This is a genomic window from Neorhizobium vignae, assembly GCF_000732195.1.
In the GTDB taxonomy this organism is placed as follows: domain Bacteria; phylum Pseudomonadota; class Alphaproteobacteria; order Rhizobiales; family Rhizobiaceae; genus Neorhizobium; species Neorhizobium vignae.
The window spans coordinates 34,811-57,841 of record NZ_JNNU01000005.1; the positions used below are offsets into that span (position 1 = coordinate 34,811).

Annotated in this window: 18 protein-coding genes; 14 read left to right on the plus strand and 4 right to left on the minus strand. The window is 62.5% G+C overall.

The window, feature by feature from the left end:
- The first annotated feature begins 168 nt into the window (after positions 1–168).
- The 4 genes from GQ59_RS09305 to dprA are packed head-to-tail and all read left to right on the plus strand — an operon-like array spanning position 169 to position 4,180.
- The gene (locus tag GQ59_RS09305; RefSeq protein WP_037080450.1) at positions 169–1,110 is read left to right on the plus strand and encodes an aspartate carbamoyltransferase catalytic subunit; all 942 of its coding nucleotides are present in this window, start codon (positions 169–171) and stop codon (positions 1,108–1,110) included.
- Positions 1,107–2,393: a dihydroorotase gene (locus GQ59_RS09310; RefSeq protein ID WP_037080453.1), complete on the plus strand. Its 1,287-nt coding sequence runs from the start codon at positions 1,107–1,109 to the stop codon at positions 2,391–2,393. The genes GQ59_RS09305 and GQ59_RS09310 overlap by 4 nt, the downstream gene beginning before the upstream one ends.
- Entirely contained in the window at positions 2,362–3,024 is a 663-nt protein-coding gene (plsY, locus tag GQ59_RS09315; protein WP_051903883.1) for a glycerol-3-phosphate 1-O-acyltransferase PlsY, read from the plus strand. The genes GQ59_RS09310 and plsY overlap by 32 nt, the downstream gene beginning before the upstream one ends.
- Positions 3,025–3,037: 13 nt before the next feature.
- Positions 3,038–4,180: a DNA-processing protein DprA gene (gene dprA / locus GQ59_RS09320; protein ID WP_037080458.1), complete on the plus strand. Its 1,143-nt coding sequence runs from the start codon at positions 3,038–3,040 to the stop codon at positions 4,178–4,180.
- Here the strand turns inward: dprA and GQ59_RS09325 are convergent.
- Positions 4,160–4,366, minus strand: coding sequence for a hypothetical protein (locus GQ59_RS09325; protein WP_037080461.1), 207 nt, complete (start codon positions 4,364–4,366; stop codon positions 4,160–4,162). The genes dprA and GQ59_RS09325 overlap by 21 nt on opposite strands.
- Positions 4,367–4,611: 245 nt before the next feature.
- Here GQ59_RS09325 and topA point away from each other — a divergent pair, with 245 nt between their 5' ends.
- The 6 genes from topA to rpmG all read left to right on the plus strand — a co-directional run bounded on the left by topA (position 4,612) and on the right by rpmG (position 12,230).
- The gene (topA, locus tag GQ59_RS09330) at positions 4,612–7,287 is read left to right on the plus strand and encodes a type I DNA topoisomerase (RefSeq protein ID WP_037080464.1); all 2,676 of its coding nucleotides are present in this window, start codon (positions 4,612–4,614) and stop codon (positions 7,285–7,287) included.
- Entirely contained in the window at positions 7,284–9,638 is a 2,355-nt protein-coding gene (gene rnr, locus GQ59_RS09335; protein ID WP_037080466.1) for a ribonuclease R, read from the plus strand. The genes topA and rnr overlap by 4 nt, the downstream gene beginning before the upstream one ends.
- A gap of 2 nt (positions 9,639–9,640) precedes the next feature.
- Entirely contained in the window at positions 9,641–10,093 is a 453-nt protein-coding gene (locus GQ59_RS09340) for a DUF983 domain-containing protein (RefSeq protein ID WP_037080469.1), read from the plus strand.
- The gene (locus GQ59_RS09345; RefSeq protein ID WP_152564285.1) at positions 10,090–10,776 is read left to right on the plus strand and encodes an NUDIX hydrolase; all 687 of its coding nucleotides are present in this window, start codon (positions 10,090–10,092) and stop codon (positions 10,774–10,776) included. Before GQ59_RS09340 ends, GQ59_RS09345 begins: the two co-directional genes overlap by 4 nt.
- 10 nt (positions 10,777–10,786) lie before the next feature.
- On the plus strand, positions 10,787–11,971 hold the full coding sequence (locus GQ59_RS09350; RefSeq protein WP_037080472.1) for an MFS transporter: 1,185 nt from the start codon (positions 10,787–10,789) through the stop codon (positions 11,969–11,971).
- A gap of 91 nt (positions 11,972–12,062) precedes the next feature.
- On the plus strand, positions 12,063–12,230 hold the full coding sequence (gene rpmG / locus GQ59_RS09355) for a 50S ribosomal protein L33 (protein WP_003547442.1): 168 nt from the start codon (positions 12,063–12,065) through the stop codon (positions 12,228–12,230).
- Positions 12,231–13,005: 775 nt separating this feature from the next.
- Here the strand turns inward: rpmG and GQ59_RS09360 are convergent.
- Positions 13,006–14,376 (minus strand): PleD family two-component system response regulator, encoded by a 1,371-nt coding sequence (locus tag GQ59_RS09360; protein WP_037080475.1) that lies wholly within the window; start codon positions 14,374–14,376, stop codon positions 13,006–13,008.
- A gap of 16 nt (positions 14,377–14,392) precedes the next feature.
- Positions 14,393–14,764: a response regulator gene (locus GQ59_RS09365; RefSeq protein WP_007765577.1), complete on the minus strand. Its 372-nt coding sequence runs from the start codon at positions 14,762–14,764 to the stop codon at positions 14,393–14,395.
- A 132-nt stretch (positions 14,765–14,896) separates the two neighbouring features.
- Here GQ59_RS09365 and GQ59_RS09370 point away from each other — a divergent pair, with 132 nt between their 5' ends.
- From GQ59_RS09370 to GQ59_RS09385, 4 genes are all read left to right on the plus strand, one after another.
- Positions 14,897–15,205: a DUF3572 domain-containing protein gene (locus GQ59_RS09370; protein WP_037080482.1), complete on the plus strand. Its 309-nt coding sequence runs from the start codon at positions 14,897–14,899 to the stop codon at positions 15,203–15,205.
- 1 nt (position 15,206) lies between these two features.
- Entirely contained in the window at positions 15,207–15,857 is a 651-nt protein-coding gene (locus GQ59_RS09375; protein ID WP_037080485.1) for a hypothetical protein, read from the plus strand.
- A 179-nt stretch (positions 15,858–16,036) separates the two neighbouring features.
- On the plus strand, positions 16,037–17,329 hold the full coding sequence (locus GQ59_RS09380; RefSeq protein ID WP_037080487.1) for a DNA polymerase IV: 1,293 nt from the start codon (positions 16,037–16,039) through the stop codon (positions 17,327–17,329).
- A 109-nt stretch (positions 17,330–17,438) separates the two neighbouring features.
- Complete coding sequence (locus GQ59_RS09385) at positions 17,439–18,812, plus strand: L,D-transpeptidase (RefSeq protein WP_084683108.1); 1,374 nt, start codon at positions 17,439–17,441, stop codon at positions 18,810–18,812.
- A 61-nt stretch (positions 18,813–18,873) separates the two neighbouring features.
- Here the strand turns inward: GQ59_RS09385 and dnaE are convergent, their stop codons facing one another.
- A complete protein-coding gene (gene dnaE, locus GQ59_RS09390) occupies positions 18,874–22,371 on the minus strand; it encodes a DNA polymerase III subunit alpha (RefSeq protein WP_037080489.1) in 3,498 nt (1,165 codons plus the stop codon).
- Positions 22,372–23,031 lie beyond the last annotated feature (660 nt).

Genomic DNA, 23,031 nt, shown 5'->3' on the forward strand with positions numbered 1-23,031 from the left:
AACGGCGCCGGTTCAGGATTTCTGGCGTTCTCAACAAAAGGCCGCACCCGCGTTGAGAAACCGTCTTGTCGCCATCCTCTCAAACAAGCAGTGAGATAAGTCCCTCGCCCGCTTGCAGCTCCTGTCGTCAGACCTTATAGACCGCCGAACGCAAGCGGAGACGTGTCCATGGTCTTCTTCCCTCATCGCCATCTGATTGGCATCAAGGGCCTTACCGAACAGGATATCACCTTTCTTCTCGACAAGGCCGACGAGGCCGTGAAGATTTCCAGGCAGCGGGAGAAAAAGACTTCCACGCTGCGGGGTCTGACCCAGATCAACCTGTTCTTCGAAGCTTCCACCCGCACCCAGTCGTCCTTCGAGCTCGCCGGCAAACGCCTCGGCGCCGATGTGATGAACATGTCGGTCGGCAATTCCTCGGTCAAAAAGGGCGAGACGCTGATCGATACGGCGATGACGCTGAATGCCATGCGCCCGGACGTGCTGGTGCTGCGCCATTCCTCGGCCGGGGCCGCCGCACTTCTGGCGCAAAAGGTCGCCTGCTCCGTCATCAATGCCGGCGACGGCCAGCACGAGCATCCGACCCAGGCGCTGCTCGACGCACTCACCATCCGCCGCTCCAAGGGCAAGCTGTCGCGCATCATCGTCGCGATCTGCGGCGACGTGCTGCATTCCCGCGTCGCCCGCTCCAACATCCTGCTGCTCAACGCCATGGGCGCGCGGGTTCGGGTCGTGGCGCCTTCGACACTGCTGCCCTCCGGCATCAAGGACATGGGCGTCGAAGTCTTCCACTCGATGGAAGAGGGTCTGAAGGATGCCGACGTGGTGATGATGCTGCGCCTGCAGCGCGAGCGCATGGCCGGCGCCTTCGTGCCGTCGGTGCGCGAATATTTCCGCTTCTACGGGCTCGATGCCGAAAAGCTTAAAGTCGCCAAGCCGGATGCGTTGGTCATGCATCCCGGCCCGATGAACCGCGGCGTCGAGATCGCCTCCGAGGTGGCCGACGGCCCGCAGAGCGTCATCGAGCAACAGGTGGAAATGGGGGTCGCGGTCCGCATGGCCGTGATGGAGGCCCTGCTCGTCTCCCAGAACCAGGGAGAGCGCGCATGACCCCGACCATCCTCAAGAACCTCCGCATCCTCGACCCGTCCCGCCAACTCGACGAGACCGGCACGATCATCATCGGCGTCGACGGCCGCATCCTCGCCGCCGGGAAGGATGCCCAGAACCAGGGCGCTCCGGAAGGCGCTGAGATCCGCGACTGCCAGGGCCTCGTCGCGACGCCGGGCCTCGTCGATGCCCGCGTCTATGTGGGCGAACCGGGCGCCGAGCATACCGAAACGATCGAATCGGCAAGCCGCGCGGCAGCGGCCGGCGGCATCACCTCCTTCATCATGATGCCCGACACCGATCCGGTGCTCGACGATATCGCGCTGGTCGAATTCGTGCAGAAGACCGCCCGCGACAAGGCGGTCGTCAACGTCCATCCCGCCGCGGCCCTCACCAAGGGGCTTGCCGGCAAGGAGATGACCGAGATCGGCCTGCTGCAGCAATCGGGCGCCGTCGCCTTCACCAACGGCCGGCGCGGGCTTTCCGACACGCTGCTGCTGCGCCGCATAATGACCTATGCGCGCGAGTTCGACGCGGTCGTCTCGCTGGAACTGCGTGAAAAATATCTCGGCAACGGCGTGATGAACGAAGGCCTGTTCGCAAGCTGGCTCGGCCTCTCCGGCGTGCCGAAGGAAGCCGAGATCATCCCGCTCGAACGGGATCTTCGGATCGCCGGCCTGACGCGGGCGAAATACCATGCGGCCAAGATTTCCGTGGCGGAATCGGCTGAAGCCATGCGCGTCGCCCGCGCCCGCGGCGCCAACGCCACCTGCGGCGTCTCGATCAACCACCTGGCGCTCAACGAGAACGACATCGGCGAATACCGCACCTTCTTCAAGCTCTCGCCACCGCTGCGCTCCGAGGACGATCGCGTCGCGATGGCCGATGCGATCGCCGACGGCACGATCGACATCATCGTCTCCTCCCACGATCCGCAGGACGTCGATACCAAGCGCCTGCCGTTTGCGGACGCCGAGGACGGCGCGATCGGCCTCGAGACCCTGCTCGCCGCCGCCCTTCGCCTGCATCACGACGGCCGCGTGCCGCTGATGCGGCTGATCGATGCGATGTCCACCCGCCCGGCGCAGATCTTCGGCCTCGATGCCGGCACGCTGAAGCCCGGCGCCAAGGCCGATATCACGCTGATCGACCTCGACGAGCCTTGGATCGTGTCGAAGGATATGATCTTGTCGAAGTCGAAGAACACGCCGTTCGAGGACGCGCGATTCTCGGGCCGCGCCGTCGCGACCTATGTGGCCGGCAAGTGCGTCTACACGCTTTAAGGGGAGCAAGGGCGTGAGTGAACTCTTCAACTGGCAGATCAGCCTGCCCATCGCGCTGGCCGCACTGGCATTCGGTTATCTGCTCGGCTCCATTCCTTTCGGGCTGATCCTCACCCGCGCCGCCGGGCTTGGCGACATCCGCTCGATCGGATCGGGCAATATCGGCGCCACCAACGTGCTGCGTACCGGCAACAAGAAGCTCGCGGCGGCCACCCTGCTGCTCGACGCGCTGAAGGCAACCGTCGCGGCGCTGGTCGCCTGGTATTTCTTCGGGAAGGAAGCGGGGCTGCTTGCCGGCTTCGCGGCGTTCATGGGCCATCTCTTCCCGGTCTGGCTGGGCTTCAAGGGCGGCAAGGGTGTCGCCACCTATATCGGCACGCTGCTCGGCGTCGCCCCCTGGATGGTGCTGGTATTTGCCGCCATCTGGCTCGGCGTCGCCAAGATCAGCAAATATTCGTCGCTCTCCGCTCTGGTTGCAACTCTTGTCATTCCGGTTGTGCTGTGGTTCTTAAACGAGCCGAAGATTGCGCTCGTCATGGCCATCATGACCGTGATTTCCTGGTGGAAACACGAGGAGAATATCAAGCGGTTGATCGCCGGCACCGAAAGCAGGATCGGCCAAAAGGGATAGACCGGGGGAAACAATGCCGGACGGCAGCGCGAAACGTACAGGAATTGCGCTGACGGAGAGGCAAAGGATCGCCTGGCTCAGGTTGATCCGCTCGGACAATGTCGGCCCGGCCACGTTTCGAGATCTCATCAACCACTGCGGCTCGGCGGAAAACGCTCTTGCCATGCTGCCCGAACTCTCCGCCCGCGGCGGAGCGACCAGGGCGATCCGGATCGCCGGCGTGCAAGAGGCCGAACGCGAACTCGAAGCCGCCCATCGCTTTGGCGCTCGCTTCGTCGGCATCGGCGAACCGGACTATCCGCCGGCGCTGCGCCAGATCGAAGGCGCGCCACCCCTTCTCGCCATGAAAGGTGACCTTTCCGCCGCAACACGGCCGTCGGTCGGCGTCGTCGGGTCGCGCAACGCCTCGATATCGGGCGCCAAGTTCGCGGCGATGATCGCAAGGGATTGCGGTCGTGCCGGTTATACGGTGACGTCGGGCCTTGCCCGCGGCGTCGATACCGCCGCCCATCGGGCCAGCCTGGAGACCGGAACGATCGCGGTGCTGGCCGGGGGGCTCGACCAGCCCTATCCGCCGGAGAACATGCCTCTGCTCGACGAGATTACCGAGGGTGCAGGGCTTGCAGTCAGCGAAATGCCTTTCGGCTGGGAGCCCCGCGCACGGGATTTCCCGCGCCGCAACCGGCTGATATCCGGCATTTCGCTCGGCGTCGTGGTCGTGGAGGCAGCGGAGCGTTCCGGCTCGCTGATCACCGCCAGGATGGCGACCGATTTCGGACGGCTTGTCTTCGCCGTTCCCGGCTCGCCGCTCGATCCGCGGTGCCACGGCACCAACGGGCTTCTGAAACAGGGCGCGATCGTCACCACCGGGTCGGCCGACGTCATCGAGGCGCTGGCGCCGCTGTCGCAACTCGATCTGTTCAGCGGCTCGGTGGTGGAAGAGCCTAAGAAATTCAGCGACATACTGCCGCCCAACGATGACGACCGGGCCATCATTGTTTCGGCGCTGGGGCCGACGCCGGTCGAGGTGGACGACATCATCCGCCACACGGAACTGCCCGCCTCCTCCGTCTATCTCATCCTGCTGGAACTCGATCTCGCCGGCCGGCTGCATCGGCATGTCGGCGGCCTGGTTTCACTCGCGATGGAAGACTGAGCGGGGACGCCGGCCGGCCTGTACATCCCCCGCCTCCACATAGGCCATCTCGATGAGATAACAGAGCATATCGGCTCCCTCTCCCAGGGCGACCTGCCGGAGTTCTCCGAGCATCTGCCTTATATAGGCGATATTCTCCCTGGTATCGTCCTCGCGCCGGCCGTTCGCCTCACTTCGAGAAATCATTTTCTATCCTGTCAAAAAAGTCGGCCACCGGTCCAAATAAATTCACCTTGAGGTATTCGAGGGACCATATCGCATTTATTTAAGATTGCAACCAATTGCAAATCTTCCCCAGGTTGCAATTCGTTGTACCCTATAATTTGGCAGACGCCCCTTGACCGCGAGGCAAACGCCCTCCATGTCGGGAGGTCAGATTTCCGCCTGGACTGCAAAGGTTCCGGGCCAAGCCTCTATTGCAGAGAAGCAAAATGAATGTTGTCGTTGTAGAATCTCCCGCCAAGGCCAAGACAATCAACAAGTATCTCGGCCCCGGCTACAAGGTTCTCGCCTCTTTCGGCCATGTGCGCGATCTTCCGGCCAAGGACGGTTCCGTACTTCCCGACCAGGACTTCGAAATGCTGTGGGAAGTCGATAGCGCCTCCCAGAAGCGCATGAAGGATATCGCCGACGCCCTGAAGGGCTCGGACGGCCTGTTCCTCGCGACCGACCCGGATCGCGAAGGCGAAGCCATTTCCTGGCACGTGCTCGATCTCCTGAAGAAAAAGAAGCTGATCGGCGACAAGCCGGTCAAGCGCGTCGTCTTCAACGCCATCACCAAGAAGGCCGTGCTCGATGCGATGGCCAATCCGCGCGATATCGACGTGCCGCTGGTGGATGCCTATCTCGCCCGCCGCGCGCTCGATTATCTGGTCGGCTTCAACCTTTCGCCGGTCCTGTGGCGCAAGCTGCCAGGCGCTCGTTCGGCCGGCCGCGTGCAGTCGGTTGCACTGCGCCTCGTCTGCGACCGCGAGTCGGAGATCGAGCGTTTCGTCTCGGAAGAATACTGGAACCTGTCGGCGATCTTACGCACCCCGCGCGGCGACGAGTTCGAGGCGCGCCTCGTCTCGGCCGACGGCAAGCGGCTGCAGGGACGCTCGATCAAGAACGGCGAGGACGCCAACCGCCTGAAGGCGCTGCTCGATGGCGCGACCTATCTGGTCGATACGGTCGAGGCGAAGCCCGTCAAGCGCAATCCCGGACCGCCCTTCACCACCTCGACCCTGCAGCAGGCCGCCTCCTCGAATATCGGCTTCAACGCCTCGCGCACCATGCAGGTAGCGCAGAAGCTCTATGAAGGCGTCGATATCGGCGGCGAGACGGTCGGTCTCATTACCTATATGCGTACCGACGGCGTGCAGATGGCGCCGGAAGCGATCGACGCTGCCCGCAGCGCCATCGTCGACCAGTTCGGACAGCGTTACCTGCCGGAAAAGCCGCGCTTCTATTCCACCAAGGCGAAGAACGCCCAGGAAGCCCACGAAGCGATCCGCCCGACCGATTTCACCCGCACGCCGGACCAGGTCCGCGGTTACCTCGATTCCGACCAGGCTCGTCTTTATGAGCTGATCTGGAAGCGCGGCATCGCCAGCCAGATGGCATCCGCCGAAATCGAGCGTACCACGGTCGAAATCCTTGCCGACAACAAGGGCGAGAAGGCCGGCCTTCGCGCCGTCGGCTCGGTCATCCGGTTCGACGGCTTCCTCGGCGCCTATGTGGACAGCCGCGAGGATGCCGAAAAGGGCGAGGACGACGATGAAGATGGCCGCCTGCCCGAGATCAATGCCCGCGAAAAGCTCGACAAGAACAAGGTGAATGCCAGCCAGCACTTCACCGAGCCGCCGCCGCGTTATTCGGAAGCCTCGCTGATCAAGAAGATGGAAGAGCTCGGCATCGGCCGCCCCTCCACCTATGCCGCGACGCTGAAGACGCTGAGCGACCGCGAATATGTGACGATGGACAAGCGCAAGCTGATCCCGCATTCCAAGGGCCGGCTGGTGACGGCCTTCCTCGAAAGTTTCTTCACGAAATACGTGGAATACGACTTCACCGCCGATCTTGAGGAAAAGCTCGACAAGATCTCGGCCGGCGAACTCGACTGGAAGCAGGTTCTTCGCGAATTCTGGCAGGATTTCTTCGCCCAGATCGAGGACACCAAGGAACTGCGCGTCACCAACGTGCTCGACGCGCTGAACGAGACGCTCGCGCCGCTGGTCTTCCCGAAGCGGGAAGACGGCAGCGATCCGCGTATCTGCCAGGTCTGCGGCACCGGCAACCTGTCGCTGAAGCTCGGCAAATACGGCGCCTTCGTCGGCTGCTCGAACTATCCGGACTGCAATTTCACCCGCCAGCTTTCCTCCGAAGGCGGTGCGGATGCGGAGGCTAACGCCCTCAGCGAACCGAAGGCGCTCGGCGCCGATCCGCATACGGGCGAGGAACTGACGCTGCGTTCGGGCCGGTTCGGGCCCTATATCCAGCGCGGCGACGGCAAGGAAGCCAAGCGTTCGTCGCTGCCGAAGGGCTGGAAGCCCGAGGACATCGACCACGAAAAGGCGCTCGCCCTGATCAACCTGCCGCGCGACGTCGGCAAACATCCGGAATCAGCCAAGATGATCTCGGCGGGGCTTGGCCGCTACGGACCGTTCCTGCTGCATGACGGCAGCTATGCCAACCTGGAAAGCATCGAGGACGTGTTCTCGATCGGCCTCAACCGCGCCGTGACCGTGCTTGCCGAAAAGCAGAGCAAGGTGGCGGCCGGCGGTGGCCGCACTCGCGGCGCGCCCGCGGCTCTGAAGGAACTCGGCGATCATCCGGACGGCGGCACGATCACCGTGCGCGACGGCAAATACGGCCCCTATGTCAACTGGGGCAAGATCAACGCGACGCTGCCGAAGGGGCTCGACCCGCAATCGGTGACGATGGAACAGGCGATGGCCTTCATCATCGAAAAGGGCGGCAAGGCACCCTCGGCCAAGGCAAAGCCGAAGAAGGCCGCCGCCAAGGCAACCACCGATACCAAAAAGGCGGCGCCGAAAGCCAAGACGGCCGTGAAGGCGAAAGCTCCGGCGAAGAAAGCCGCACCGAAGGCAAAGAAGACGGGCACGTGAGAGAACCGCGCGACAGATCGAGACCCCAGGGAAGACGCACCGACAAAGTCGCCCGAGGCAACACCGCTTCCGCACCTGAGAAGCCGGTGATCATCCACGGTGCGGTGCCGCCGCGCGACGTCCTGCTCGAATTCATCGCCGACAACCCGGACAAGGGTTCGAAGCGGGAAATCGCCAAGGCTTTCGGGCTGAAGGGCGACACCCGCGTCGAACTGAAGGACCTGCTGCGGACACTGGAGGAGGAAGGCCTTCTCAAGAAGAGCCGCAAGTCGCTCACCCGTCCCGACGCGCTGCCGCCGGTCACCGTTCTCGACATCACCACCCGCGACAAGGACGGCGAGTTAATCGGCCGGCCGGCCGAATGGCCGGAGGAACTGGGTGCCGCGCCTGCGGTGCTCATCCGCCAGTCGTCGGACAACCGCGGCAAGGGCAAGGCGCCCGCCGCCGGGCTCAACGACCGGGTGCTGGCAAAGATCTTCCCCAACAAGGACCGCGCCGGCCCCGCCTATACCGCCCGCGTCATCAAGATCATCGACAAGCGCCGCGGCGCTTCGCTGGGCATCGTCCACAAGCTTGACGATGGCGAGCTGCGCCTGCTGCCGATCGACCGGCGCGGCGAAGAAATGGTAATCGAGCCCGCCGATATCGGCGAGGCCAAGGACGGCGACCTGGTCGAGACGGAAGTCGTCCGTTCCGGCCGCTTCGGCCTGCCTCGCGCCCGGGTTCTGTCGATCGTCGGCACGATCGGCTCGGAAAAGGCGATCTCGATGATCGCCGTCTATTCGCATGGCATCCCACATATCTTTCCGAAACAGGTGATGGACGAGGCCGAGGCGGCCAAGCCCGCCACCATGGCGCAGCGCGAGGACTGGCGTTCTCTGCCGCTGATCACCATCGACCCGGCCGACGCCAAGGACCATGACGACGCGGTCTATGCGGAGCTCGACGCCTCGCCCGACAATCCGGACGGTGTCATCGTCACCGTGGCGATCGCCGATGTCTCCTGGTATATCCGCACCGGCTCGGCACTCGACCGCGAGGCGCTGAAGCGCGGCAATTCGGTCTATTTCCCTGACCGCGTCGTGCCGATGCTGCCGGAGCGTATCTCGAACGACCTCTGCTCGCTGCGCGAAGGCGAAGACCGGCCGGCACTTGCCGTGCGCATGGTCTTTTCGAAGGAAGGCCGCAAGGCCGGCCATACGTTCCATCGGATCATGATGAAGAGTGCCGCCAAGCTCTCCTACAACCAGGCCCAGGCGGCGATCGACGGCAAGCCGGACGACAAGAGCGGACCGCTGCTCGAGCCGATCCTGAAGCCGCTGTGGCATGCCTATGGGGTGATGAAGCGCGGTCGCGACCGCCGCCAGCCGCTCGAACTCGACATGCCGGAGCGCAAGATCCTGCTGAAGCCCGACGGCACCGTCGATCGGGTCCAAGTGCCGGAACGGCTCGATGCGCACAAGCTCATCGAGGAAATGATGATCCAGGCGAACGTCGCCGCCGCCGAGACGCTCGAAAAGAAGCGTCAGGCGCTGATCTACCGCATCCATGACACGCCCTCGCTTGCCAAGCAGGAGACGCTGCGCGAGTTCCTCGCGACGTTAGGCATTCCGATGGCCAAGGGCGGCCAGGTGCGCGCCAACTCGTTCAACGGCATTCTCGCCAAGGCCGAGGGCACCGCGCACCAGGTAATGGTCAACGAAATGGTGCTGCGCTCCCAGAGCCAGGCGATCTACAGCCCCGAGAATATCGGCCATTTCGGACTCAACCTGATGAAATACGCGCATTTCACTTCGCCGATCCGCCGTTATGCCGACCTCATCGTGCACCGTGCGCTGGTCGGCTCGCTCGGCTTGGGCGAAGGCGGCATCACGCCGGCCGAAGAGGCGCAGCTCGACGACATCGCCGCCGAAATCTCGACCTTCGAGCGCCGCGCCATGGCCGCAGAGCGCGACACGATCAACCGGCTGATCGCCCACCATCTGAGCGGGCGCATCGGCGAGGAATTTGTCGGCCGCGTCTCGGGCGTCACCAAGGCGGGACTATTTGTCTCGCTTCCGACCTATGGCGCTGACGGATTCATACCTATATCCACGCTCGGCAACGACTACTTCATCTACGACGAGGCGCATCAGGCGCTCTCCGGAGAGAAGACCGGTCTCGGCTACCAGATCGGCGATACGGTCGACGTGCGGCTGAAACAGGCCATCCCGCTTGCCGGCGCGCTTCAGTTCGAAATGCTGAGCGAGGGCAAGAAACTGCCGACCGCGATCCGCTCCTTCCACAAATCGGGGCGGCGTGGCCGGACGCAACCCGGCACGCGGCCTCCGCGGAGCGGCCGAAGGAGATAGCAATGCAGAAACAGGGCGAACAGACCGTCCGATATGGTGGAGCGCCTGAGGCCGAAAGGCCGCTCGGCCGCTCCATCAAGCGGGGCTTGCTCTCTACCTGTCCTGCCTGCGGCACCGGCCGCCTGTTCCGGGCGTTCCTGAAACCGGTCGATACCTGCGCCGTCTGCGGCGAGGAAATCCATCACCACCGCGCCGACGACCTGCCGGCCTATCTCGTCATCGTCGTCGTCGGCCACGTGCTGATGACCGGCTACATGCTGACCGACATGGTCCTGCGGGTTTCGCCCTGGGTGCATCTCGCCATCTGGGTGCCGCTGGCGATCCTCGCGGCGCTTCTGACCATCCAGCCGATCAAGGGCGGCGTCATCGGCTTCCAGTGGGCGCTGAAGATGCACGGCTTCAATGGCGCGGACGACGAGGCCGTCGATCCCGGCCGGGGCGGACCGATCGCATGACATCGTCTGCCGAGGAACACGCTCCGTTCGCAATGGACGCGCCGAAGCATGCGCGTGTTGCCGGAGTGACGCCCAAGGACGCGGCGTCCCTGATCCTGATCGACCGCTCGGGCGGCACTCCTCGCGTGCTGATGGGCCGGCGGGGGAGCGGCCATGTCTTCATGCCTGACGTCTACGTGTTTCCCGGCGGCAGGCGCGATGCCCGCGACCATGCCCTTCCCTTCAGCGCCGATCTCGATCCGCTGGTTGTCGAAAAGCTGGTCGCCGGCACCACCGCCCGCATGACCTCGGCCCGAGCCCGGGCCCTGGCGCTCGCGGCGCTCAGGGAACTCCAGGAGGAGACCGGGCTTGCCGGCGACACCGCCGCCGACCTCTCCCGCCTGCGCTACGTCGCCCGCGCCATCACGCCGCCGGGCAATGTCCGGCGCTACGATACGCGCTTCTTTCTCACCTTCGCCGACGAAACCCTCTTCGACATGACGCGCCTGAGTGACTCAAGCGAACTTCAGGACGTGCGCTGGCTTGACATTGCCGAGCTTTCGGGTCTGAAACTCCCGCGCATCACCCAGGCAGTCATGGAGGACGTGAAAAACCTGATGGCATCCGATCCGTCTTTACCGTTTGGAAGCCCGGTTTCCTTCTACTTCATGCGTCATGGGCGATTCGTCCGCAGCCGACTGTAAGGAATATTGAATGCCTCAGCCGACGACAGACGCCAACGGCCATGTCGACAAGATTCACTGGCCGTCGCTGATCGCCGCCATATCCGCCATCAGTGCCGTGGGCATCGCCATCGGCCTCGGCCTGCCGCTCCTCAGCATCATTCTTGAAAAGCGCGGAATTTCCTCCACCCTGATCGGCCTCAACGCCGCCATGGCCGGTGTCGCCTCCATGGTCGCCGCGCCGATTACCACGAAGATCGCCCACGACTACGGCGTGGCACGCACCATGATGTTCGCCGTGCTCGTCGCTGCCATCAGCGCCATCGGCTTCTATTACGCGGATGCCTTCTGGATGTGGTTCCCGCTGCGCTTCACCTTCCACGGCGCGACGACGACGCTGTTCATCCTGTCGGAATTCTGGATCAACGAGGCGGCCCCTCCACGGCGCCGTGGGCTCGTTCTCGGCATCTATGCCACGGTGCTCGCCATCGGCTTCGCAATCGGTCCCCTGCTCTTCTCCGCGCTCGGCAGCGAGGGCATCCTGCCCTTCCTGGTCGGCGCGGCCATCATCATGCTGGCGATCATCCCGATCTTCATCGCCCGCAATGAAAGCCCCGTGCTGGACACCAAGCCGGACCGGCACTTCTTCCACTACATCTTTCTCGTTCCGACAGCGACAGCCGCGGTATTCGCCTTCGGCGCGGTGTCGGCGGGCGGGCTGTCGCTATTCCCGATCTATGCGTTGCGTTCCGCGCTGACCGAGCCTCAAACCGCCGTGCTGCTGACGGTAATGGGCATCGGCAACATGGCCTTCCAGATCCCCCTCGGGCTCTATTCGGACAAGCTGAGGGACCGGCGGCCACTTTTGACCGCCATGGCAGTGCTTGGCGTAGCAGGGTCGCTTGCGCTGCCCTTCCTGATCGAGAACTGGATCATGATGGCCGTGGTCCTGTTCTTCTGGGGCGGTTGCGTCTCCGGCCTCTATACGGTCGGCCTGGCGCATCTGGGATCGAGACTCAGCGGCGCCGACCTTGCGGCCGCCAATGCGGCCTTCATCTTCTGCTATGCGGTCGGCACCGTCGCCGGTCCGCAGGGCATCGGCGCGGCCATCGATATCGCCGGCAATGACGGTTTTGCCTGGGCATTGGCGGGATTCTTCGGCTTCTATGTGCTGGTTTCCATCTGCCGGATGCTTTTCCAACCAAAACGGAGTTGACTTTTCGGGCGCGATTTGTAATTTCGCGCCAGATTTTGCCGTGGACCCAACCCGCGTCCGCGGCTTCATTTTTTCTTAGAGGCAGAACACCATGGCGAAAGCTACGACCATCAAGATCAAGCTGCTGTCGACGGCTGACACCGGTTTCTTCTACGTCACCACGAAGAACAGCCGCACGATGACCGACAAGATGACCAAGACCAAGTACGACCCGGTCGCCAAGAAGCATGTCGAGTTCAAGGAAACCAAGATCAAGTAAGCTTGATCTTGGGGTTCATCGAAAGGCGCCGGCCGATGGGCCAGGCGCCTTTTTCTTTTGGGCTTCACCCTGCCGGGTGATCCAGAACGTGACAGGCTGCGTAGAAACGGAAAAGCGCCGCTCCAGAGGCCTGGAAGCGGCGCTTTCAAATGGGGGTCGACCAGCCTGCAATCACGGCACGAGGAACCGCTTTGGTATGCCTGCCAGTCGACCGACCCCACGACCCAGGAGATGCGGCGGACCTGAGCATCATGGGGTATCTATGTACCATTTCGGGTACACTGTCTGGTCGCGGCCAAAATTGCGCAAAACGAAAAGAAAATCAACACAATCTTAATCTCGAAGCGAATCCTTCACTGTTGTTGGTTAAAATCCGCGGCCGCTACTCATACTTTTCCGTTTTTTCTGGCATATATCAAAAGTTATTCCCGGCGCGTTGTATGCTTACTTGGAACTAGCTCTTAGAAATCCCTTCCCAGTTTCAAGCACATCCTTGGCGAGCACTGTGTATCTTCTCAGCTATGCAAAAAACTCAAAGCCAATACCAATAGCTATTCTCTGCCGGCAAATCTGAGAGCGCGCGGATACATTCGAATTTTTTGGGATGCGCTGCAGCAGTCCCATTAACTGACGACTGTTCATGAAATTCTTCCATGAATTAGCACCTGCAAAAAGTTGGGTTCCAGTCGAAAAATAACTGGGGACCCGCTGCTTTTTTCGCGGTGATCTCGCCGTTCGGCGAAGGCGGAGAGGAATTTCAGGATCTGCTGATTCTCTAGGCGGCTGCGGCAACCACCCGGTTGCGCCCGCCGTTTTTCGCTTCGTACAAGGCGCGGTCGGCCTGCTTCAGGAGCTGTTCCGGCGTCTCGGCGCCCTGCGTGCTGCAGGCGAGGCCCAGAGAGGCGGTGATATTGAGCATGATACCCGCCGTCTTCAGATGGAACGGCTGGCTCTCGATGATGCTGCGCAGCCGTTCGGCAATCACGGCCGCCGACGTAGCGTCGGTATCCGGCATGACGACCACGAACTCCTCCCCCCCGTAACGGCAGGCAAGATCGACTCCCCTGACGGTCGAGCGGACGCGGGCTGCAAACTCCTTCAGCACCTCGTCGCCGGCATCGTGACCGTAGGCGTCGTTGACCGACTTGAAGCGATCGATATCGGTGATGCAGACGGAGAGCGGCCGGGAGCGTGCGGCAGCGCGGTTGAACAAAACCTTGAGGTGATTGTCGAGATAACGCCGGTTGCTGAGGCCGGTCAGCCCGTCGGTGACGGCAAGCTCGATCGTCTGGCGGACGCTCATGCGCAGGCGATCGTTGTAGCGCTTGCGCTTGATCTGGGTGAGCACGCGGGCCACCAGTTCGTTCGGGTCGATCGGCCGAACGATATAGTCGTTGACGCCGAGGTCGAGCGCCCGCACGATCAAATCGTCGGCGCCCATTTCGGTCACCAGCAGCAGCGGCAGGAAGCGGGTACGCTCCAGCGAGCGCAGCTGCGAGCAGAGCCTCAGAGGATCGTATTCGTCGAAATTGGCATTGACGATCACCAGATCGACCGGGCTCTCCGCCGCCTCGAAAAGTGCTGCCTGCGGATCGGACATGGCAATGACGCCGGCGACAGGCTTCAGCGCCTTGATGATGCGTTCCTGCGAGCTCGCCCGGCCATCGACGAGCAGGACCTGAGCCGTCTCTTCGCGGCCGTCGGCGCCCTTCAACATGTCTTCCAGCCCGATATTGCTGGCGGTGTCGGCGCGGATGCGCAGCTCGTCGCTGAGCGTCTTCAGCCGCACCAAGCTTTTCACGCGCGAAATGAGCTGAAGGTCGTTGACCGGTTTGGTCAGGAAATCGTCGGCGCCGGCCTTGAGCCCGCGCACACGGTCGGACGGCTGGTCGAGCGCGGTGACCATGACGACCGGGATATGGGCGGTGCGCGGATTGGTCTTCAGCCGCTCGCAGACTTCAAAACCGTCAATGCCGGGCATCATGATGTCGAGCAGGATCAGGTCCACATGCGTGCTGTCGCAGATCGCCAGCGCCTTGTAGCCGTCGTCGGCGGTCAGGACGTCGAAATATTCAGCCAGAAGCCTGGCTTCGAGCAGCTTCACATTCGCCGGAATATCGTCGACTACCAGTATCCGCGCCGTCATGAGGTCCGTTCCGTTTTCACGCGTCGCCCAGATATGTTTTAATCGTCTCGATAAACTTCGGCACCGAGATGGGTTTCGAGACATAGGCCTCGCAACCGCCCTGGCGAATGCGTTCCTCATCACCCTTCATGGCAAAGGCGGTCACCGCGATCACCGGAATGACGTGCAATTCATCGTCCTCCTTGAGCCATTTGGTGACTTCCAGTCCCGAAACCTCGGGCAGCTGGATGTCCATCAAAATCAGGTCTGGGCGATGTTTGCGCGCAAGATCAAGCGCTTCCATACCGTTGCGGGTCTGGATGGTATCGTATCCCGATGCTTCGATCAGGTCGCGGAAGAGCTTCATGTTCAGCTCGTTGTCCTCGACGATCATGACCCGTTTGGGCATAGCGATCCGTTCCTTAAATCCCGGCTTGCATGAGTGCCTTCAGTATATAAGCTCCCGGAACGGCCGATTCCACGGAGCGCCTATCAGGCACGGTAAAGCCATTTAGTTGAAAAAGAGGTAACTCGGCGGACAATGCGGCGCGATCCCGGTAATGCTCGAAGCAACGAAGCCAAGGCGGAAGAGACGGCAGGCGCCATTCTCGGATGGCTCGCCAACGAACCCGACATGCTGGGCCGATTCCTCGCCCTTTCCGGCGTACAGCCCAACCAGTTGCGCAATGCGGTAAACGATCCGGGCTTCCTCGCCGGCATGATCGATTTCCTGATGGGGCACGAGCCGACTCTGCTGGCCTTCTGCGAGGCGACGGATACAAAGCCTGAAGCCGTGGCAGCGGCCTCGCACCACTATTCCGGGCCCGGGCTCGATTCCGGCGACTATTGAGATGAGCGAGATCCTCGACCTTTCCCATGTGCGCCTCGGCGACCGGCCGCTCGTCGTCTGCGATGTCGACGACGTGGTGTTGCACTTCGTGGCCCCCTTCCAGGAGTTTCTGCGGAGCGAAGGCCATGAGCTCTTGCCGCGCTCGTTCCGGCTCACCGGCAATATCGTTTCCGTGGAGACCCAGGTCGCGCTTGAGCACCCGGATGTGCGCCGTCTGATCGAGGCTTTCTTCGAGGCCCAGGAAAACTGGCAGATCCCCACCGAGCTGGTCGTTCAGACACTCGAAACGCTGTCGAAGGATGCCGACGTCGTGTTCCTCACCGCGATGCCGCCGCGCTATCGGGAGCATCGCCGCCGGCTTCTCGACCGGATCGGCCTCACCTTCCCGATGATCGCCAGCGAAGAGCCGAAGGGGCCGATCATGCAGCGCCTGCATGCCGGGCGTGCCCTGCCCTCCGTCTTCATCGACGACATGGCGCATAATCTTCACTCGGTGCGCGATCATGTCGCTGAGTGTCTCCTCCTCCACATGATGCCCGACTCCCCCTTGCATCTGCTTGCGCCGAAACCCGCCGAAGGCATCGTCCGGGCAACCGACTGGTCGCATGCCGCCGAGCTCATCCGCAGCCATATCGAGCCCAAAGCCGCCTGAGACCCGCCACCGGCGATGGAAGGCGACCCTTGGGACTGAAAAGCATCTGGAAGGCTCCCAGCTTTCCGCCGTTACAGGCTCGAAACGAAGACCAATATCCACGTCAAACCTCTACGCTCTCCCTTGTGACTCGCGAGCTTAGGCCTTAACGTCGCAGTGTTCAATCTTTGTTCTCTGCCATGATGCCCACGCCTGACAAGACACCCGGCTTCTGTCGCGACTGCCTTGCGGAGCAGAAGGCGGAAGTGCGCCGTTGCCGCGCCTGCGGCAGCCCGCGCCTCGTCTATCACAAGGAGCTCTATGGCCTGACGCTAGCGCATATCGATTGCGACGCCTTCTACGCGACGATCGAAAAACGCGACAATCCTGAGCTTGCCGACAAGCCGGTGATCATCGGCGGCGGCAAGCGCGGCGTCGTCTCGACGGCCTGCTATATCGCCCGCATCAACGGCGTGCGCTCGGCGATGCCGATGTTCAAGGCGCTGGAACTCTGCCCGGATGCCGTCGTGATCCCGCCGAACATGGAGAAATATGTGACTGTCGGGCGGCAGGTACGCGCCATGATGCACGATCTGACGCCGCTGGTTCAGCCGCTGTCGATCGACGAGGCCTTTCTCGAACTCGCCGGCACCGAACGGCTGCATCACGCCCCGCCGGCACGCATTCTCGCCAAGTTCGCCAAGCGGGTGCAGGACGAGATCGGCATCAGCGTTTCGGTCGGTCTCTCCTATTGCAAATTCCTGGCCAAGGTCGCTTCCGACCTGCAGAAGCCGCGCGGCTTTTCGGTGATCGGCCGGCAGGAGGCACTGGAATTCCTGGCGGCCCGGCCCGTCACGACCATCTGGGGCGTCGGCAAGGCGTTCAACGCGACGCTGGAGGCGGACGGGATCCGCACCATCGGCCAGCTCCAGACCATGCAGGAGGCCGACCTGATGCGCCGCTACGGCACGATGGGGCAGCGGCTCTATCGCCTCTCGCGTGGCATCGACGATCGCGAAGTGCATATAAACGACGCGGCAAAGAGCGTATCGGCCGAGACCACCTTCTTCGACGACATATCTCGTTACGACGACCTCGTGCCGATCCTGCGCCGGCTTTCGGAAAAGGTCTCGACCCGGCTGAAGAAACACGGCATCGCCGGGCAGACCGTCGTCCTCAAGCTGAAGACCGCCGATTTCAAGAGCCGCACCCGCAACAAGCGGCTGGAGGACCCGACCCAGCTCGCCGACCGGATTTTCAGGACCGGCCTGTCGCTGATGGAACGCGAGACCGACGGCACCAAATTCCGCCTGCTCGGCATCGGCGTCACCGATCTCGGCGACCCGGCGCGTGCCGATCCGCCCGATCTCATCGACCGCCAGGCAGGCCGCCGCGCGGCCGCGGAAGCGGCGATGGACAAGCTGCGCGACAAGTTCGGCAAGGCCGCGGTCGAGACCGGATATACTTTCGGAAGCCGCCGCCGGGATCAATGAAATGTGATCCGTTATTAACCATAACGTTAAAACTACTCGCGCCGCGGATAACCTTCCTTAAACCTCCTACGCTAATGTGCCGGTCCATGTATTGCGTATGGGGTCGGTCATGTTGCGTCGCCTGGTGTTCGGGTTAGGTCTTTTGTCTGCGACCATGCTGTCGCATGTGGCTCTTGCGGAAGGTGCCCGCACGCTGCAGATCATCGTTTCCAAGGACAAGCAGTCGCTTGTGGTCTATGATGGCGAAACGGTTCTCACCACCTCCAAGGTATCGACCGGCAAGCAAGGCCACACGACGCCGAGCGGGATCTTCTCGATCCTCGAAAAACAGAAATATCACGAATCCAATCTCTATTCGAACGCCCCCATGCCGTGGATGCAGCGCCTGACCTGGTCTGGCATCGCGCTTCACGAGTCGAACAGCGTGCCGAACTATCCGGCCTCGCATGGCTGCGTGCGCATGCCGGGCGCATTTGCAAAATCGCTCTTCCAGATGACCGAGGGCGGCGCGCATGTGATCATCACCGATGCGCCGGTCGTGCCGCAACTGATCGAGAATGCCAACCTGTTCCTGCCGCGCAAGCCGCTGCCGACCGGGCCGCTGCTTTCCGATGTCCAACTGCGGACCTCGTCGATCGGCAGCAGCAGCTCGAAACCGGTCGAAGTGGCGATGAACGTCGTCCCGAACAATCCCTCGATCGTCCATCCGACGACCGACGCGCGGCCGGCTCCGATCCAGCCGGTCACAGCTGAGAAAGAGGATGTCGCACCGCTGCGTATCCTCATCACCCGCCGCGGCGATCGCGAGACGCTGATGGACGCCCAGATCCTGCTGCAGCAGCTCGGCTTCGACACCGGCGGTGGCGACGGGTTCGCCGGCCCGATGACCCGCAGCGCGATTGCCGGGTTCAAGCGCTGGAAGAACCTGTCGCCCAAGGGAGCGCTGGTGACGCCAGAATTCCTCGACTCGCTCTATGAGACCGCGGGCAAGCCGCGCCCACCGATGGGCCAGATCATGGTGCGCCAGAATTTCCAGCCGCTATTCGAGGCGCCTGTTGGCATCAAGAACCCGGAAGTGGCGCTCGGCACGCATTTCTTCAGCGTCGACAAGGTCGAGCGCAAGGAAGAGACGGCCGAATGGCACAGCGTCACGGTTCCCAACGGCCTCAGTGCGGCGATGAAGCAGCGGCTCGGGATCACGGTCGCCGACGATCCCTATGCGCCGGGCGCCGCCGCACAGGCCCTCAGCCGCATCGAAATCCCGGCAGATATTCGCGACCGGATCGAAACGCTGATCAGCGACGGCTCGTCTCTCACGATCAACGACCAGGGCATCGGCCAGGATACCGGCGACGGCACCGATTTCATCACCGTCACCCAGCCCGTGCAGCGGGTGGCCGAAGCGCAGACGTCGTTTGCCAAGCCGCAGCCGGTCAGCCAGAGACGCGCGGAAGTGAAACCCCGCGCCTACGGCCTCTACTGAGGCCCTTGTTTCTACGCATGTCTTTATCGCAAAACCGCTGCACACTTTTGCGCGACATGCGTTAGACCAGCTCGACATCGAGAACGCCCGGCGCTGTGCGAAGCGCCGCGGCGATTTCCGGCGAGATGCGGTATTTCTCCGTCAGCTCCACCTCGATTTCACGCTTGCCGTCGTCCTTGATGACCACGAAGGATACCAGCCCGTCGCCCCGGGCATTGAGGTGCCGCGCGACGGCGCGCATCGGGCCTGAATCACGCACGAAGACGCGCAGCGCCTTCTGCATCTGCACCGACTTTTCCTCGAGCGACTGCGCGGTCTGGATGCGCAGGCCGATGCCTTCCGGCCGCTCTTCCGCCTGCACGGTGATGACCAGCGACTTGCCGGGCTCGAGCAGGTCGCGATATTGCGCCAGCCCTTCCGAGAACAGCACCGCCTCGAACTGGCCGGTCGCATCCGAGAAGGTGACGATGCCCATCTTGTTGCCGGTGCGGGTCTTGCGTTCCTGCTTGCCGGTCACCGTTCCGGCCAGCCGGCCGGCAGTGGCGCCCTGTTTCACGGCGGCGGAAAAATCTGCGAAATTCTGGACGCGCATCTTGGCGAGCACATTGGCATAGGCATCGAGCGGGTGGGCGGAGAGATAGAAGCCGAGCACCTGATATTCGCGCATCAGCATTTCGGACGGCATCCACGGCGTAAACGACGGGAAGATCAGCGTTTCCGGCCCGGAGGCGGAGGACGAGCCGAACATGTCGTGCTGGCCGCTGACCTTTTCCCCTTGTGCGCGCTGCGCATAACCGATGATGCGGTCGAGACCGCCGATCAGCTCGGCGCGGTCGCGGCCGAAACAATCGAAGGCGCCGGCCGAAATCAGGCTTTCCATGACGCGGCGGTTGACCTGTTTGGGGTCGATCCTGAGGCAGAAATCCTCGATGCTGGCAAACGGAACATCGCCGCGCACCTCGGTGATGTGGTCGACCGCCGACTCGCCGACGCCCTTGATAGCGGCGAGCGCATAATAGATCCGATTGTCGCCGGTCTCGAAATGCCGGAACGAGGTCTGCACCGACGGCGGAATGACCGCGATGCCGAGGCGGCCCGCATCCTGCCGGAAATCGTTGAGCTTCTCGCTGTTGGCCATATCGTAGGTCATCGAGGCCGCGAGGAACTCGACCGGGTAATGCGCCTTCATGAAGGCCGTCTGGTAGGAGACGATGGCGTAGGCCGCGGCGTGCGATTTGTTGAAGCCGTAGTTGGCGAACTTGGCGAGCAGTTCGAAGATATTGTTGGCCTGCGGCTTGGAGACGCCGTTCTTGATGGCGCCATCGACAAAGCGTTCGCTCTGCTGGTCCATCTCCGCCTTGATCTTCTTGCCCATGGCGCGGCGCAGCAGGTCGGCCTCGCCGAGCGAATAGCCCGAGAGCACCTGGGCGATCTGCATGACCTGCTCCTGGTAGACGATAACCCCTTGGGTCTCCTTCAAGAGATGGTCGATCATCGGATGGATCGACTCGATCTCCTCCTCGCCGTGCTTGCGGGCGTTGTAGGTCGGAATGTTCTCCATCGGGCCCGGACGATAAAGCGCCACGAGCGCGATGATGTCCTCGATGCAGTCCGGCCGCATGCCGATCAGCGCCTTGCGCATGCCCGCACTTTCCACCTGGAACACGCCGACCGTCTCGCCGCGCGAGAGCATTTCGTAGGTCTTGGTGTCGTCGAGCGGGATCTTGGCGAGATCTACCTCGATGCCGCGCTTGCGGCAGAAATCGACGGCGGTCTTCAGCACGGTCAGCGTCTTCAGGCCGAGGAAGTCGAACTTCACCAGGCCCGCCTGCTCCACCCATTTCATGTTGAACTGGGTGACCGGCATGTCCGAGCGCGGGTCGCGATACATCGGCACCAGCTTCGACAGCGGCCGGTCGCCGATGACGATGCCAGCGGCGTGGGTCGAGGCGTGGCGGTAGAGGCCTTCGATCTTCTGGGCGATATCGAGGAGGCGTGCGACGACCGGTTCCTTGTCGGCCTCCTCCTGGAATTTCGGATCCTCCTCGATCGCCTTCGACAGGGGCGTCGGGTTGGCCGGGTTGTTCGGCACCAGCTTGCAGATCTTGTCGACTTGGCCATAGGGCATTTCGAGCACGCGGCCGACGTCGCGCAAGGCGGCGCGCGCCTGCAGCGAACCGAAGGTGATGATCTGCGCCACCTGCTCGCGGCCGTATTTCTGCTGCACGTAGCGGATCACCTCTTCGCGGCGGTCCTGGCAGAAGTCGATGTCGAAGTCCGGCATCGAGACGCGGTCGGGATTGAGGAAGCGCTCGAACAGAAGCGAGAAGCGCAGCGGATCGACGTCGGTAATGGTCAGCGCATAGGCGACCAGCGAGCCCGCACCGGAACCACGGCCGGGGCCGACCGGAATGCCCTGCTGTTTCGCCCATTTGATGAAGTCGGCAACGATCAGGAAGTAGCCCGGGAACTTCATTTTCTCGATGACGCTGAGCTCGAAATCCAGCCGGTCGCGATAGTCCTGTTCCGTATAACCGCGCGTCATGCCGAGCGTCGCGATACGCTCTTCGAGACCTTCCACGGACTGGCGGCGCAGTTCCTCCGCTTCGGCGCGCTCGGCTTCCGCCGGATCGTCGGTGGCGCCGGTGAAGCGCGGCAGGATCGGGTTGCGGGTCTTCAGCACGAAGGAGCAGCGGCGGGCGATCTCGACCGTGTTTTCGAGCGCTTCCGGCAGGTCGGCGAACAGCTTCGCCATCTCGGCACGGCTTTTCAGATAGTGGTCCGGCGTCAGGCGGAAGCGGGTGTCGTCCGAGACGATCGCATTGTGGGCAACCGCCATCAGCGCGTCATGGGCATCGTAATCGGCCTTGGTGGGAAAGAAGGCCTCGTTGGTCGCGACCAGCGGCAGGTCGTGGTCGTAGGCGAGCGTGACGATCTTGTGCTCGTGGCGGCGGTCGTAGGCGCCATGGCGCTGCAGTTCGACATAAAGCCGATCGCCGAAGATCTCCTTGAGCTTCAGGAGTCTTGCCTCGGCAAGCGTGGCATTGCCTTCCTTCAGGGGCACATCGACCGGACCGGTGCCGGCGCCGGTCAGCGCGATCAGGCCTTCGGTGCCGCCGTCCTCCAGCCAGGAGCGGCTGATATGGATGGACTGATGCCCCTCGTCGCCGAGATAGGCGCGGCTGATCAGATCGACGAGCCGTTCGTAACCGACGGCATTGGCTGCGAGCACGACGATCGTCGGCAGTTTGGCGAGCTGCTGATGGCTGTTACGCCGCTCGTCGGACTGGTCTTCCATATCGATCGACAGCTGGCAGCCGATGATCGGCTGCAGTCCGTCGCCGATCGCCTTCTGGGCGAATTCCAGCGCAACGAAGAGATTGTTGGTATCGGTGATCGCGATCGCAGGCTGATTGTCCGCGATCGCCTTCGAGAGGATCTTCTTGAGCGGCAGCGCGCCTTCAAGAAGCGAATAAGCGGAATGGACGCGCAGGTGAACGAATTGGGGGGTGGTCCCCAGCTTTTCCGATCCCGTTTTTACGTCCATATTGTCTGCCATGCCCGCGCCATATCCATCTCATGAATCAGGCTATTGTCTGGCGCAGGGCCTTGAGAGTCCAGTTCGGATTTCCCTCCTCAACGCCTTTCGGCCGAGGGCCCGGATCACATGGCCATCATGATCATGGAAAGGCTGGCCACGAAGGTGGCGATGGAAGCGAATGCGGCAATGTCACGAAGCAGGTCAGTCATCGTCGTCTCCCGTGTTCTCTTATGTTTTTAATTTGTTCTCATTTTGTTTGAGAGTCAATAAAAGAACAGACCGGAAACAAACATACCTCGATATCCTCCCTCACCTGGTAAACGATCCGTTAAACCGGCAATTGAACGCATGCGGGTACATCCGGACTTGGATCACCAATCCGGGCGCGGCAATGGTTCGGACGGGGCGCTGAAAGCTGCCTCGTAAGTTAGTTTATAGGTGACACCTCTCAGCGCCCCGTTCGGCGGTTGATATTCGCGACTCCGGTCCCTCTGCCGTGGCTTTCCCGGACGGTGTTCGTCTGACCCATGGCGCCCGTCCGAATCCTCGGGTTTAACCCGAGGATTTATCGGCAAGGCTTCCATGGGTCTCCGCCGGTTTTCTCCGATGGTATCGGGCGGACTTTTGAAAATCCGGCGAAACCATCCGGTTTGCCACCCTGTGTGCCGCACAGGCACG